Origin of the sequence: Allorhizobium sp. NPDC080224, assembly GCF_050281005.1 — a bacterium.
Taxonomy (GTDB): Bacteria; Pseudomonadota; Alphaproteobacteria; order Rhizobiales; family Rhizobiaceae; genus Allorhizobium.
This window is the reverse complement of record NZ_JBNNWJ010000001.1, coordinates 3,100,683-3,113,595: the sequence shown is the minus strand read 5'-3', so window position 1 is coordinate 3,113,595 and position 12,913 is coordinate 3,100,683. Positions and strand designations below refer to the sequence as shown.

The window sequence follows — 12,913 nt, the reverse complement described above, 5'->3', positions numbered from 1 at the left end:
TCGGCCAAAGTAAGGAGAAAAGTAAAAGGCGGCCCATGGGCCGCCTTCAAGCTCTGGTGATGACCGGGTGAACCGGATCACATGCCGGCGCCACCGAGAACAGTGACGGCGCGGCGGTTCTGCGACCAGCAGGAGATGTCGTCGCAAACGGCGACCGGACGTTCCTTGCCGTAGGAAATGGTCTTCAGACGCTGAGCCGGAACGCCACGCTGTGCGAGGTAGTCGCGGGTCGCTGCTGCACGGCGAGCACCGAGCGCCAGGTTGTATTCGCGGGTGCCGCGTTCGTCGGCATGACCTTCGATCGTGATCGCGTAGTTCGGGTAACGCTGCAGCCACTGCGCCTGACGGTCGAGCGTCTGGGCGGCATCGGCGCGGATGGCGGTCGAGTCGGTGTCGAAGAAGATGCGGTCGCCGACGTTGACGGTGAAGTCCTGGGCAGAGCCCGGGGTGGCGGCACCAGCGCCACCGGCGCCGAGGCCGAGTTCGCCGGCGCTGTTCGGCAGGTTCTTCTTGTTGGCACAGCCGGCAAGGGCGAGGGCCACGGCAAATGCGACCATGGCCGGATTGGTTGCCATCTTCTGCAGGCGGCTCGTGGCCGGGGAATGAATGCGGCTCATCGCCGGTCTCCTTGAATTCTCTGTTAGGGTTGCCGGAGCATAACCAATCGCGGTTAACCGGCTTCCAACAATTATGGTTAACGAAGCGTCAATTCTCGTCAGAAACAGCGCAATTGCCGGCCCTTTGAGGCAAGAAAGAGGCGCAATTGCGCCTCTTTCCAGTCACTATTCCATCAGTGGCGACCAGGCCGGGTCGGAGGCGAAGGATGGCGTCTTCACCAGTTGCTCGTTGTAGCCCGTGAGGTCGATCGAGTAGAGCTGCGGGCCACCGGCGCCAGCGTTCTGGCGGAAGAACATCAGCACGCGTCCGTTCGGTGCCCAGGTCGGGCCTTCGTTGTGGAAGCCCGTGGTCAGGATGCGCTCGCCGGAGCCGTCAGTCTTCATGACGCCGATGGAGAACCGGCCGCCGGACTGCTTGGTGAAGGCGATCAGATCGCCGCGGGGCGACCAGACCGGAGTCGAGTAGGAACCGTCACCGAATGAAATGCGGCGCTGGCCGGAGCCATCGGCACCCATGACATAGAGCTGCTGGCGGCCGCCGCGGTCACTTTCGAAGACAATCTGGCTGCCGTCGGGCGAATAGGATGGCGACGTGTCGATCGCGGCCGTGTTCGTCAGACGGGTTGTGGTGCGCGAACGCAGGTCCATCGTGTAGATGTTGGCGTTACCGTCCTGCTGCAGGCTCATGATGACCCGCTGGCCATCGGGAGAGAAGCGCGGCGCAAAGGTCATGCCGGGGAAATTGCCGACGACCTCACGGGCGCCGGTTTCCAGCTGCAGGAGGTAGACGCGCGGCTGCTGGCCCTCGAACGACATGTAAGTGATTTCCTGTCGGCTCGGCGAGAAGCGCGGCGTCAGGACGATGTCGTTGCTGTTGGTCAGCATGCGGATGTTTTCGCCGTCCTGGTCCATGATGGCCAGCTGACGCTTGCGGTCTGTCTTCGGGCCGCTCTCCGAGACGAAGACGACACGGGTGTCGAAATAGCCCTTTTCGCCGGTAATGCGCTCATAGATCGCATCAGCGATCATATGGGCGACGCGCCGCCAGTTCTTCGGATCGGTGAAGAACTGCTGGCCGGTCATCTGCTGGCCACCGAAGGTGTCCCAGAGGCGGAATTCGGCGCGCAGGCGGCCATCGGGTTCGCGCACGATGCGTCCGACGACCAGAGCCTCGGCCTTCAGGGCTGTCCAGTCGGGAAAGCGCGGTGCCTGATCGGGGTTCTGAATCTTCTCGATGAAGGCGGCACGGTTGACCGGGGCGAAGAGGCCCGAGCGCTTCAGGTCGGCTTCCACGACCGCAGAGATTTGCGCGCCGATGCCGTCGGCCGAGATGAAGTCGGTGATGGCGATCGGCAGCGGTTGGACGTTGCCGCGGTTGATGTTGATTTCAACGGCTGCGTTTGCAGGCGCCACAAAGGCAGCTGCCATGCCGGCACAGACCAGCAGAAGTCGGAGGAGGAGAGTTTTCATGCTTACCAAGCCTTTCAGCTCTTACATCAGTTCGCTGGGGTCGAAATTGACGACAACTTCAGACCATGCGTCGTATTTGTCCGGGGGCAGATTGGTGAAGGGGGCGGACTTGCGTACGGCGCGTACGGCGCCGCTCATGAGAACCTGCTGGGCCGAGGGCGAGCCGCCAGTGGCAGTCGCTTCGGGTTCGCCGATCAGAGCACCGTTCTGGTCGAGGCGGAAGGTGACGCGGATGCGAACGTCGGCGGCATCCGCCATGCCCGGCGTGATCAGCCAGTTGTCCTGGATGACGCCACGCAGCGCATCGAGTTCGCTCTGGCTGAGCTTCGAACCGCCGGTGTCGGTGCGGCCGCCCAGGGCCGCCTGATCGGTTGAGCGCTTCGCCCCACCGCCGGCCGCGTCCGTCTTGTTCAGAAGGGCTGCGACCTCGTCGGCGTTGAAGTCGCTTTCCATCTGCGGCTTGGATTTCGCCGTTTCCTGCGCCTTGGTGTCTTTCTTGGCGTCAGGCTTGGGTGCCGGTTTCTTCTCCGCCGGCTTGGCGATCTCGGGCTTCGGGCGGGCAGCCGGGATCGGCGCCTGCTCGGGCAGGGGAATTTCTTCGGCTACCGCCTGTTCGACCGGCTGAGGCTCCGTGGGCTGTGGTTCCGGCTCCGGTGGTGGTGCCGTGTCTTCCTTGACCACTTCCTTCACTTCGTTCGCCTTCGGATCAGGCGTCGGCGCCGGCGTCTCGACCTTCTTCGGGGCGGCTGCGACTTCCTGTTCGACCGGACGCTTGGAGGGGGTCGGCGGTGACTTCAGATCGACCTCGTTGTCGCCGATGTTCTCGGCGGGCTCGGCAATCGGCGGCCTCTGGGTCGGCACGGGGGCAGATGTCTCCGCCAGCGGCGCGTCGGTCGCACCCTTCTGGATCTGAGTGAATTCTTCGATCGGAACGATGTCTACCGGAAGCGACTCCATCGGAGCGAATTCGAGTTTTTCAGGCGAGCCGAGGCTCACCAGCGCTGCCGAGAGCGCCAGAGTGTGCAGAAGCGAGGATGTGAAGAGGCTGCCCTTCATGTCCGTCCGATCAGTTCTGCTGTTCCTGCAGGGTCACAAGACCAATATTGGTAAAGCCTGCGGCTGAAATCCGCGCCATGACCTGCATGACGATGCCGTAGGTGGCGGCGGTGTCGGCGCGCACGAAGATGCGTTCACTGTAGCCGGTGGTGGCGATCGCCTGCAGCTTCGGCACGACTTCCTCGATCGGGATCGCCGTTTCCTGCAGATAGATCTCGCCTTCCGGATTGACCGAGACGGTGATCGGCTGATTTTCGCTGCTCATCGCCTGTGCCTGGGTCTGCGGCAGGTCGATCGGCACGCCAACGGTCATCATCGGGGCTGCGACCATGAAGATGATCAGCAGCACGAGAACGACGTCGACGAAGGGCGTAACGTTGATATCGCTGACGAGGGCCTTCTTGCCACCGCGGCGACCGCGGCGTCCACCGCCCTTGCTACCCGATCCAACCGACATACCCATGATGCGTCTCCTGCTCCCTGAGCTTTACTGGGCGGCCTGGCGAGGCTGCAGCTTCTCGTCGATCTGACGCGACAGGATGGCCGAGAATTCGTCTGCAAAGCCTTCCATACGCGCACCGAGCTTGCCGGCTTCGCCCGCAAACTTGTTGTAGGCGATGACGGCGGGAATAGCGGCGATCAGACCCATGGCGGTCGCGAGCAGCGCTTCCGCGATACCGGGGGCGACGACCGCGAGGCTTGCATTATTGGAGCCGGCGATGGCCTGGAAGGAGGTCATGATGCCGACAACGGTACCGAAGAGACCGATAAATGGCCCGGCGGAGCCGATGGTGGCGAGCGACGAAAGGCGGGATTCGAGCGCTTCGGATTCGCGTGCCATGGTGACATCCATGGCGCGGTCGATGCGCATCTGCAGGCCGATCGGCGAACGGGCGCCGCGCTCGAAGCTCTTCTTCCATTCGCGCATGGCGGCGACGAAGATAGCGGCAAGGCCGGTATTGCTGCGCTCGGCAAGCGTCCGGTACAGCTCTTCCAGCGACTGGCCGGACCAGAAGACCTGTTCGAACTGGTCGAACTGGCGCCGGGCGCGGGCATAGCTCACATACTTGTCGATGACGATGGCCCAGGTCCAGACGGAGGCGGCCACCAAGCCGATCATGACCAGCTTGACGATCAAGCCTGCCTGCATGAACAGGCCCCAAAGGCTCACGTCATGCGCTGCTGCAGCCATTCCAACTTGTTCCATCGCCTTCAATTCCCCGAAATCCAAACGCCCGGTGGGTTGGACCGGGCGGTGACATGAGCTCTACTGTGGAAAGTGTGCGCGGTCGCAGCCGCCGAAACCCTTTTCCCGCCTTAGCTCCCAGAGTGCTTCTGGTATGAAAATTTGGTCAAAGGAAGGCGTGCATTGCACAAACTTCCAGCTTCCGAGTAAGACCCGATTAAGGTTAAAAAGGGGTTACTGCAGCGCTCGCTCAGGGCTTTGTGAAGTCAGGTGAGGAACTGCCTGGCAAGGTCGTCGGGCAGGCGTCTTGGACGGCCATTGCGATTGACGACGGCGATCACGACCTTCGCCGCGATCAGCAATTGGTCTGCGCGGCGGATCTCCTGTTGCAAGACCATCTTGGCGCCCCCGGCCTTCTCCGTTCTCGTCAGAACGCTGATGATGTCATCCATCCGGGCAGGGGCCTTGAAGTCGATTTCCATCCGATGAACCATGAAGGCGAGGCCTTCGTCGGATGTCTCGAAAAGGGTCGATTGCTCGACGCCGAAACAGCGCAGATAGTCGGTGCGGGCGCGCTCCATGAAGTGCAGGTAACGGGCATGATAGACGGCACCGGAAAAATCGGTGTCTTCGTAGTAGACTCGCTGCATGAGGAGGTGCACGCCGTCGATGATTTCGCCACAAATCGAAATGGATCTTTTGTCTACCACGCCCTGTCCTCGCTGATCTCAGGCGGCACCTAGCAGAAGCCATGGGCCGAAGCCAGTCTCAGCCTTGGTTCTCGTCGAGATCGCCATCATGCCAGACGATATGCTTGGGAGAGGTCGGCAAGGATTCGATTTCATCGGCGATGAAGTAGGGCGGGATATCCAGCGCGACCAGCGCATCCCGCGTCGCCGGCACCCATTTGAATTCGAGGCTGTTCTTGCCGTCTTCGTTGCGGTGGATGATGTCGGTCGCGTGGAAGGGGAAGTGCTCCGGGATCTCCATCCGGTAGTAAAGTCCGAGTTCGTGCCAGGCCTTTTGCTCGTAGTCGAAGAAGTTCTCGACGATCCAGAGTAGCTCGCGGACCTCTGCGGCCACGCCCAGCTCCTCGTGCATTTCACGCACCAGCGTCTCGGCCGAGGTCTCGCCGATCTCGGCCCGACCGCCCGGAAAGGTCCAGAAGGTCTCATGCGTTGCGCGGTGGACCAGCACATGGCCGTCGCGAAAGGCAAGGCCCGCGATACGATGGTTGAAGCGTCGCTTGCCGTCCTTGATGGTGATCACGGTGCGTTTCGACACGGGTTCAGTCATCCTCAAGCGTCAGCCGGAATTGTGCGGCCTCGAGATCCTTGGGCGGGGTCATGCCGAGGTGCTTCCAGGCGGTGGCCGTCAAGACGCGGCCACGCGGTGTGCGCTGGATGAAGCCCTGCTGGATCATGTAGGGCTCGATGATGTCCTCGATCGCGTCGCGTGGTTCGGACAGGCCTGCGGCGATGGTTTCGATGCCGACCGGGCCGCCGCCGAAGTTGACGGCGATCATCGAGAGGTAGCGCATGTCGAGCTGGTCGAGGCCCATATTGTCCACGTTCAGCCGCGTGAGCGCTTCGTCGGCGATCTGCCGGGTGACTGCTTCTGCACGAGCGACCTCGGCAAAGTCGCGCACACGGCGCAACAGGCGGCCGGCAATGCGTGGTGTGCCGCGCGCACGACGGGCGACTTCGCGGGCGCCGTCTTCTGTCATCGGCAGGTTAAGGAGCCGAGCGCCGCGACGGACGATCGATTCCAGTTCCTCGACGGTGTAGAAATTCAGGCGGACCGGAATGCCGAAACGGTCGCGCAGCGGCGTCGTCAAAAGGCCAAGGCGCGTGGTTGCGGCCACCAGCGTGAATTTTGACAGGTCGATCTTGACCGAACGGGCCGCCGGGCCTTCGCCGATGATCAGGTCGAGCTGGAAGTCTTCCATCGCCGGATAGAGGATTTCCTCGACAGCGGGGCTCAGGCGATGGATTTCATCAATGAAGAGAACGTCACGTTCTTCGAGATTGGTGAGAAGAGCCGCTAGATCGCCAGCCTTGGCGATCACAGGGCCCGAGGTCGAGCGGAAGTTGACGCCGAGTTCCTTGGCCATGATCTGGGCAAGGGTCGTCTTGCCGAGCCCCGGCGGGCCGACGAACAGCACGTGATCGAGCGCCTCACCGCGATTCTTGGCCGCCTCAATGAAGATCTTCAGATTGGCGCGGGCTTCCGCCTGGCCGGTGAAGTCGTCAAGCGTCTGCGGGCGCAGGGCGGCGTCGAGATCTTCGCCGCGCTTTTCCGGCGTCAGGATCGGGTTGTTGGTCATCATGCGAGGAGTTCCATACCGGGCACACGGGTGGCGGCGCGTTTGTCGAAGGTCAGGGTGGTGCGACAGCCGAGTTCGCGGTTCTTCAAGGCAATAAAAATGTCGGCGAACTCTTCTTCGTTTCGCTCCATCTCGTCTAGTGCAAGTTCGATGACGTTCTCATCCTCCAGCACCAGATTGTCTGAATCCAGAAGGCCTCCCAGGATCTGCTTGAGCTCTTCCCTGGACATCCTTGCCTGCCGGCGTGCTGTCCAGATGAATTCCAGGAGAACCGCGCTGTTAACGAAGCCTGGTTCTGCCGGTGTCAGACCGCCGACCAGCGCAAGCGCCTTTTTCGAATGTGTTTCGTCATCTGGAAGTATCAACCGAAGCAGAATGTTGGTGTCGAGTCCGATCATGTGCTGCGGTTCACATGTTCAACGATGGCATCACCGATGGCCTCATCAATATCGGTCAGGCTGAGGGCCGAAACGTCGGGACGATGAAGGATACCCGCCAGATCGATCAACCGTTTGTTCTTTGCCTTGATCACGACTTCGCCGTTTCGCACGACGTAGCGAATTCGATCACCCGGCTTCAACTTCAGAAGTTCTCTGATCTCTTGGGGAACAGTCGTTTGTCCCTTGGAGGTCATCGTCCCATAGAACACGTTCATGATCTTCTCCTTACAATTTCAGGATAGTAAGGATTCCGAATCTGCGCAAGGAAGTCACCGCGACAGCTCCTTCAGTCCCAGTCGGATCAATTTTGCGCTGTCAGCCCCTTCGCCGCCGTTCTTCAGCGCTGCGGCGACGGCATTGGCGGCCTGGTCGCGGGAGTAGCCGAGATTGGTGAGGGCCGAGACCGCGTCGGCGACAGGGGCGGAGGCGACACCTTCGCCGAGTTCCTGCTTGAGGCCGATATTGGCAGCGGCCTCGCCGGCAAAGGCGGGTGCCTTGTTCTTCAACTCCGTTACGAGGCGCAGCGCGACCTTCGGGCCGACGCCGGGTGCGCGGGAGATAGCGGCCTTGTCCTGCAGCGCCATCGCATTCGCCAGTTCCGACGGGGTGAGGGTGGAGAGTACGGCGAGTGCTACCTTGGCGCCGACGCCCTGGACGCTCTGCAGCAGGTTGAACCACTCCCGCTCCAGCGCGCTCATAAAGCCGAAGAGCTTCAGCTGATCCTCGCGCACATAGGTTTCGATGAACAGCACGACAGCTTCGCCGACGGAGCCGATGCGCGACAGTGTGCGGGCCGAGCAATGCGCGACGTAGCAGACGCCGTGGACATCGACGAGGACGTAATCGTCGCCGATTTCGTCGATGGTGCCTTTGAGTTTGCCGATCATGGGAGCGTCCGTCGCGTTACAGGGGATGGGTTTCGGGGGAGATGATATCGAGGTCCGGGAAGTAGCTGCGGTAGCGCGCTGCATCCCGTGTCAGTAGCCGGTGAGACCGGACGGCGGCGTGCGCGCCGATGAAGAAGTCCGGCAGAGTGCGTTCGCGCTGTCCCCCATTCCTTCGATAGAGGAGATGAGCCTTGCCAGCGCGAAACGCCACTTCGTAGGATAGCGGTTCCTTTTTCAGATCGAGCCAATCAAGGGCCAGGCTCAGCTGCTGCTCGCTCAAGGGCGAGGCTGCGAGTTCGGACCAAATCACAGGATTGATCACGAGCGGCCCTTCATGGAAGCAGCGTTTCATTGCATCAAGCGACCAGGCGCGCGTTTCGCTGTTCGGTCCCAGCACGTCGATCAGCGCATTTGTGTCAATGATGGTCGAGGTCATCACGCGGTCCTCGAAGCCAATCGACATATTCGTCTGCTGTCATTCCGTTGGTGTCGAAGGTCCCTTGGACGCTCTGCGCCCAGGCATCGAAGTCCTTGAATGCATCCGTTGCATCGCCGGTCTTGATCAGCATGACACCTGTGTCAGCGATGACGAAGTCGACATCCGACCCCGGCTTGATGTCGAGCCGATCGCGGATTTCCTTGGGAATGGTGACTTGGCCTTTTTCCGTAACGCGCATGGTAATACCTCTGGGGTATTACTTAAGTGCAGACTTGGAACAAGTCAAGAACAAATCAGGCGCTGGCGAGCAGTTGGCGCATCCGTTCGCCGCCTCTGTTATGGGCGTGGCAGATGGCGATGGCGAGGGCATCGGCTGCGTCATTGCCCTTGAATTCGGCCTTCGGCATCAGGATCTTCAGCATCATGTGGATCTGTTTCTTGTCACCATGGCCGACGCCGATGACGGCTTTCTTCACCGCATTCGGCGCGTATTCGGAAACACGCAGACCGGCGCGGGCAGGCACCAGCATGGCGATGCCACGGGCCTGGCCGAGTTTCAGGGTGGCCACCGCATCCTTGTTGACGAAGGTCTGTTCGACGGCCGCCTCGTCGGGTTTGTGGGCATGAACCACTTCAGCCAGGCCGTCATGCAATTGGCAGAGGCGCGATGCGAGATCCATGTCGCCATCGGAGGTGACCGTACCCGAAGCGACGAAACGCAGCGAGTTGCCGAGTGTCTCGATCACGCCCCAGCCGCAGCGGCGAAGGCCAGGATCGATGCCGATGATGCGAATCGTTGAAGTCATGGCAAATCCTAGTGCAGGTCGGGGCAGAAGTGCCACTGAAATGTGAACAAAACAAAAACAAACGAAGTGATTATATTTTATTATCGTCACCTCTTGGGCGCCTGATCTGCCCTCCCTACATGAAAGGTCTCACAGATCGAAGGCCGCCGACATGATCCCGTTTTCCATTCTCGACCTCTCCCCGATTGCCGAAGGGCATACTGTGCGCGAAGCGCTGGATGCGTCGCGTCGGCTTGCCCAGGTGGCCGAGAAAAACGGATATCGCCGCTTCTGGCTGGCCGAACATCATGGCATGCCCGGCATCGCCAGCGCCGCCACTGCGCTCGTCATTTCCCATGTCGCTGCCGGCACGGAGACGATCCGCGTCGGATCGGGCGGAATCATGCTGCCCAATCACTCGCCGCTGGTGATCGCTGAGCAGTTCGGAACGCTGGAGGCGCTCTATCCCGGGCGCATCGAGCTCGGTCTCGGTCGAGCTCCGGGCACCGATATGCGCACGGCGCGCGCCCTTCGCCGCAACATGGAAGCCGGCGCTGAAAGCTTCCCCCATGACATCATCGAATTGCAGCGGCTGCTCGGGACACCGGATGAAGAGAGTGGCTTGATCGCCGTGCCCGGCATGAACAGCCATGTGCCGATTTGGCTCCTCGGTTCCAGTCTCTACAGCGCACATCTCGCCGCGGCGCTGGGTCTGCCGTATGCCTTCGCATCGCATTTTGCGCCCGATCAACTCCTCGAAGCTGTCGAGATCTACCGCGAACGGTTCCAGCCGTCGGCGGGCCTGCAGAAGCCATATGTCATGGTGGGTGTCATGGCCGCGATTGCCGAGACGGATGCGGAGGCGTCGTATCTCTTCACCTCGGCCCAGCAGCAGTTCGTCAATCTGCGACGCAACATCCGGCGGGCTTTTCCGCGGCCTGTCGATACCATGGAGGGCTTCTGGACCGATATCGAGCGCATCGGGGTCGAGCACACCTTGCGTTATGCGATCGTCGGGTCTCGGGAGACGGCATCGGACAAACTGGAGCGCTTCATCGCGGCGGTTCGTCCCGACGAGGTGATCATCTCGACGCCGGTACACGACCTTGATGCTCGACTAAGATCTGTCGAACTGTTTGCAGGCCTCAGACACGGCGTCAAACAGACGGCCTAACCCCCTGGATTACAGGGTTTAGCCTGAGATCTTTACCCCCGATTAAGTGCCGAGGGTGATTGTTCCCGCATAAGGGGAGCCTGCCGACTCGAATTGGCAGGCCATGAACTATGGGCGCGTGGTCTTCTGGCCGGGCTGCTCCGGGGAACAACAATCATGACAGCTCGCATCCATTCGCTATCGTTCAAAGTCATTGCCGTATTTCTCGTTCTGACTTTCATCACCGTCGCGCTCCTTAACGTCTTTGCCTATCGCAGCTCCAGCGCGCTGTTCGGCGAGCAGACCGAGAAGGCGATGACCAGCATGTTGACCTTCCGCGGCGACATGCTGACGGAAAAGCTCCAGGCCCTGGAAAACCAGGCGGCCTCCATCGCCAAGATCGAGACGCTGCAGCAGTCGATGACCGGGCTGAAGAGCGGTTGGAACACCATCAGCAAGAGCACAGGCGATGCGAAAGCGGAACTGCAGCGTGTCTTCGTTGCGGAAAATCCCAATCCGCCTGGCGAACGCGAGAAGCTTTTGAAGCCCGAGGGGCCGAGTGGCTTCTATTATTCGACGCACGAGACCACGCAGGCCCAGATTGGCGCCTATCTCGAAGGCACGAGCTTCAGCGACATGCTGATCGCCGACCAGAACGGCAACGTCATCTACTCCTTCAGGAAGGGCGCTGCATTTGGGGAAAATCTTGCGGAGGGAAGCTTCGCCGCGACGAACCTCGGGCGCGTCTTCCAGCAATCGGTGCAGGCGGCGGCAGCATCGGTCGACGATGTCGTCGGCGTCAACTTCTCCGGCCTGTCGGTCGGTGCAGATCCCGCTGCGCCGGACATCTATTTCGCCGTACCCTTCGTCAAGCTCGGTGATTACAAGGGCAGCCTGATGTTCCAGGTGAAGGCCGACGTCTTCGAGAACCTTCTGTCCAAGGGCATTGTCGCCGGAAGCAGCCAGAAGGCCGCCATTCTTTCAGGCGAGGGCTCGGGCATCGCGCTTGACGCCTCCGGCAAGCTCATCGACGTCCGGTCTGATTTCACCATGTCGGGCGACGGCGTTTCCGTGCAGTCCGGCGAACGTCCCGAAGGTGCAGCGATGGTCTATGGCCGTCGCATCGGCTTCGGTGACCAGAGCTTCGTGGTGACGGAAAGCCTGACGACGGCCGAGCTCGAAGCCGGCTCGATCCGCATTGCGACGATCCTGTTCGTGACCGGCCTGATCGCGCTCGGCGTGCTTGCCGCCGCGACCTGGGTCTTTACCCGCCGCCTGTTTGCGCCGCTCGAGCGCCTCGTCGCGTTTACGGGCGCCGTTGCCGACGGCGAGATCGACCATCCCGTTGCAAACCAGGACCGGCGCGACGAGATCGGCAGCATGGCGCGGGCGCTCGAACGCTTCCGCCTGGCATTGATCGAGCAGCAGCGGCTGTCTGCCGAGCGCCGGGAGGAGCGGGCGCGCGCCGAAGAAGAACGCCGCCAGCGGATGGAAGAGCGTGACAGCGAAGCTCGAACCCTGCAGGACGTGGTCGAAACCCTCGATCAGGGGCTGGACAGGTTGGCCGCAGGCGATCTCGCCTTCCGTATCGAAAGCCGCTTCCCGACCGATCTCGAAGCGCTGCGTACCAACTTCAACAAGGCGATCGAGACCCTGAGCGCAACGCTTGGCGGCATTGGCGGCAATTCTGTCGCTGTCCGTGAAGGCTCCGAGGAGATGCGGGCAGGTGCGGACCAGCTCGCCGAACGGACCGAGCGGCAGGCGGCTGCGATCTCGCAGGCTGCCACGGCAATCCAGGAGATTACCGGTGCGGTCAAGGTACAGATCGCGAGGGCCGAGGAAGCAGAACGGATCGCTCGGGCCGCGCGGGACGATACCGCGATGTCCGGCCACATCATGCGCGATACCATTGCGGCCATGGAGGCGATCCAGGGCTCCTCAATGGAGATCAACAAGATCGTGTCGGTGATCGACGAGATCGCTTTCCAGACCAATCTGCTGGCGCTCAATGCCGGCGTCGAGGCGGCGCGTGCAGGCGAAAGCGGCAAGGGCTTCGCCGTTGTCGCGCAGGAGGTCCGAGAGCTTGCGCAGCGTTCGTCGAATGCGGCGAAGGAGATTGCGGGTCTGCTCTCCAAATCTCGCGGCGAGGTCGATCACGGTGTGCAGCTGGTCGAAAAGGCCGGCAATGCGCTCGACGGCATCGGCTCGCATGTCCTGTCGATCAACAGCCATATCGCCGAGATCATGGAGTCCACCCGTGAAGAGGCGCAAACGCTTGTCGACATCAACACTTCGGTGAACCAGCTCGATGCGATGACGCAGCAGAATGCCGCGATGGTCGAGGAGACAACTGCTGCCATCCATCGCCTCGCTGGCGAGGCGGCCGAAATGGACCAGCGGCTCGGTCTCTTCAACCTCGGGGGCGAGCGTCCCGGCACGGCGCGCCACGCTGCCTGAGCACTTCGCGGACAGACCGGGAGATACTGAAATGCGGTCCTTCGGGCCGCATTTTTCTTTTGGGCCGGACTTCTTGCTCTAAGTATCAAGGTAAGCA

The 12,913-nt window shown here is 61.5% G+C and carries 16 protein-coding genes; 2 read left to right on the top strand and 14 right to left on the bottom strand.

Going from position 1 to position 12,913, the window contains the following annotated elements:
• Window positions 1-77: 77 nt before the first annotated feature.
• The 14 genes from pal to ruvC all read right to left on the bottom strand — a co-directional run bounded on the left by pal (window position 78) and on the right by ruvC (window position 9,227).
• On the bottom strand, window positions 78-617 hold the full coding sequence (gene pal, locus ACQKP1_RS15320; RefSeq protein WP_006726831.1) for a peptidoglycan-associated lipoprotein Pal: 540 nt from the start codon (window positions 615-617) through the stop codon (window positions 78-80).
• A gap of 165 nt (window positions 618-782) precedes the next feature.
• Window positions 783-2,087, bottom strand: coding sequence for a Tol-Pal system beta propeller repeat protein TolB (tolB, locus tag ACQKP1_RS15315; RefSeq protein WP_203017444.1), 1,305 nt, complete (start codon window positions 2,085-2,087; stop codon window positions 783-785).
• A gap of 21 nt (window positions 2,088-2,108) precedes the next feature.
• Window positions 2,109-3,143 (bottom strand): cell envelope integrity protein TolA, encoded by a 1,035-nt coding sequence (locus tag ACQKP1_RS15310; RefSeq protein WP_427275915.1) that lies wholly within the window; start codon window positions 3,141-3,143, stop codon window positions 2,109-2,111.
• A 10-nt stretch (window positions 3,144-3,153) separates the two neighbouring features.
• Window positions 3,154-3,606, bottom strand: coding sequence for a protein TolR (tolR, locus tag ACQKP1_RS15305; protein ID WP_006726828.1), 453 nt, complete (start codon window positions 3,604-3,606; stop codon window positions 3,154-3,156).
• A 24-nt stretch (window positions 3,607-3,630) separates the two neighbouring features.
• Entirely contained in the window at window positions 3,631-4,350 is a 720-nt protein-coding gene (tolQ, locus tag ACQKP1_RS15300) for a protein TolQ (RefSeq protein WP_203017443.1), read from the bottom strand.
• A 245-nt stretch (window positions 4,351-4,595) separates the two neighbouring features.
• Entirely contained in the window at window positions 4,596-4,979 is a 384-nt protein-coding gene (gene ybgC, locus ACQKP1_RS15295; RefSeq protein WP_427276463.1) for a tol-pal system-associated acyl-CoA thioesterase, read from the bottom strand.
• 118 nt (window positions 4,980-5,097) lie between these two features.
• Window positions 5,098-5,613 (bottom strand): NUDIX hydrolase, encoded by a 516-nt coding sequence (locus tag ACQKP1_RS15290; protein WP_427275914.1) that lies wholly within the window; start codon window positions 5,611-5,613, stop codon window positions 5,098-5,100.
• Between the two features lie 4 nt (window positions 5,614-5,617).
• The gene (ruvB, locus tag ACQKP1_RS15285; RefSeq protein ID WP_307367692.1) at window positions 5,618-6,658 is read right to left on the bottom strand and encodes a Holliday junction branch migration DNA helicase RuvB; all 1,041 of its coding nucleotides are present in this window, start codon (window positions 6,656-6,658) and stop codon (window positions 5,618-5,620) included.
• Window positions 6,655-7,053, bottom strand: coding sequence for a PIN domain-containing protein (locus ACQKP1_RS15280; RefSeq protein WP_427275913.1), 399 nt, complete (start codon window positions 7,051-7,053; stop codon window positions 6,655-6,657). The genes ruvB and ACQKP1_RS15280 overlap by 4 nt, the downstream gene beginning before the upstream one ends.
• Entirely contained in the window at window positions 7,050-7,310 is a 261-nt protein-coding gene (locus tag ACQKP1_RS15275) for an AbrB/MazE/SpoVT family DNA-binding domain-containing protein (protein ID WP_427275912.1), read from the bottom strand. Before ACQKP1_RS15275 ends, ACQKP1_RS15280 begins: the two co-directional genes overlap by 4 nt.
• Window positions 7,311-7,364: 54 nt before the next feature.
• Window positions 7,365-7,982: a Holliday junction branch migration protein RuvA gene (gene ruvA / locus ACQKP1_RS15270; RefSeq protein WP_427275911.1), complete on the bottom strand. Its 618-nt coding sequence runs from the start codon at window positions 7,980-7,982 to the stop codon at window positions 7,365-7,367.
• Window positions 7,983-7,998: 16 nt separating this feature from the next.
• On the bottom strand, window positions 7,999-8,418 hold the full coding sequence (locus ACQKP1_RS15265; RefSeq protein ID WP_427275910.1) for a type II toxin-antitoxin system VapC family toxin: 420 nt from the start codon (window positions 8,416-8,418) through the stop codon (window positions 7,999-8,001).
• A complete protein-coding gene (locus ACQKP1_RS15260; RefSeq protein WP_203017432.1) occupies window positions 8,399-8,659 on the bottom strand; it encodes an AbrB/MazE/SpoVT family DNA-binding domain-containing protein in 261 nt (86 codons plus the stop codon). The genes ACQKP1_RS15265 and ACQKP1_RS15260 overlap by 20 nt, the downstream gene beginning before the upstream one ends.
• A 55-nt stretch (window positions 8,660-8,714) precedes the next feature.
• A complete protein-coding gene (gene ruvC, locus ACQKP1_RS15255; protein WP_006726817.1) occupies window positions 8,715-9,227 on the bottom strand; it encodes a crossover junction endodeoxyribonuclease RuvC in 513 nt (170 codons plus the stop codon).
• A gap of 151 nt (window positions 9,228-9,378) precedes the next feature.
• Between ruvC and ACQKP1_RS15250 the strand changes: the two genes are divergently transcribed.
• Both ACQKP1_RS15250 and ACQKP1_RS15245 read left to right on the top strand, forming a co-directional pair.
• The gene (locus ACQKP1_RS15250) at window positions 9,379-10,380 is read left to right on the top strand and encodes an LLM class flavin-dependent oxidoreductase (RefSeq protein ID WP_427275909.1); all 1,002 of its coding nucleotides are present in this window, start codon (window positions 9,379-9,381) and stop codon (window positions 10,378-10,380) included.
• A gap of 156 nt (window positions 10,381-10,536) precedes the next feature.
• A complete protein-coding gene (locus tag ACQKP1_RS15245) occupies window positions 10,537-12,816 on the top strand; it encodes a methyl-accepting chemotaxis protein (RefSeq protein ID WP_427275908.1) in 2,280 nt (759 codons plus the stop codon).
• Window positions 12,817-12,913 lie beyond the last annotated feature (97 nt).

Bases quoted from the DNA above. Each gene is read 5' to 3' on its own strand.
- ACQKP1_RS15275 (WP_427275912.1), bottom strand. From the start codon at position 7,310: ATGAACGTGTTCTATGGGACGATGACCTCCAAGGGACAAACGACTGTT.
- ACQKP1_RS15310 (WP_427275915.1), bottom strand. From the start codon at position 3,143: ATGAAGGGCAGCCTCTTCACATCCTCGCTTCTGCACACTCTGGCGCTC.
- ACQKP1_RS15245 (WP_427275908.1), top strand. From the start codon at position 10,537: ATGACAGCTCGCATCCATTCGCTATCGTTCAAAGTCATTGCCGTATTT.
- ruvB (WP_307367692.1), bottom strand. From the start codon at position 6,658: ATGATGACCAACAACCCGATCCTGACGCCGGAAAAGCGCGGCGAAGAT.
- tolB (WP_203017444.1), bottom strand. From the start codon at position 2,087: ATGAAAACTCTCCTCCTCCGACTTCTGCTGGTCTGTGCCGGCATGGCA.
- ACQKP1_RS15265 (WP_427275910.1), bottom strand. From the start codon at position 8,418: ATGACCTCGACCATCATTGACACAAATGCGCTGATCGACGTGCTGGGA.
- tolQ (WP_203017443.1), bottom strand. From the start codon at position 4,350: ATGGAACAAGTTGGAATGGCTGCAGCAGCGCATGACGTGAGCCTTTGG.
- pal (WP_006726831.1), bottom strand. From the start codon at position 617: ATGAGCCGCATTCATTCCCCGGCCACGAGCCGCCTGCAGAAGATGGCA.
- tolR (WP_006726828.1), bottom strand. From the start codon at position 3,606: ATGGGTATGTCGGTTGGATCGGGTAGCAAGGGCGGTGGACGCCGCGGT.
- ACQKP1_RS15260 (WP_203017432.1), bottom strand. From the start codon at position 8,659: ATGCGCGTTACGGAAAAAGGCCAAGTCACCATTCCCAAGGAAATCCGC.
- ruvC (WP_006726817.1), bottom strand. From the start codon at position 9,227: ATGACTTCAACGATTCGCATCATCGGCATCGATCCTGGCCTTCGCCGC.
- ACQKP1_RS15280 (WP_427275913.1), bottom strand. From the start codon at position 7,053: ATGATCGGACTCGACACCAACATTCTGCTTCGGTTGATACTTCCAGAT.
- ruvA (WP_427275911.1), bottom strand. From the start codon at position 7,982: ATGATCGGCAAACTCAAAGGCACCATCGACGAAATCGGCGACGATTAC.
- ACQKP1_RS15250 (WP_427275909.1), top strand. From the start codon at position 9,379: ATGATCCCGTTTTCCATTCTCGACCTCTCCCCGATTGCCGAAGGGCAT.
- ybgC (WP_427276463.1), bottom strand. From the start codon at position 4,979: ATGCAGCGAGTCTACTACGAAGACACCGATTTTTCCGGTGCCGTCTAT.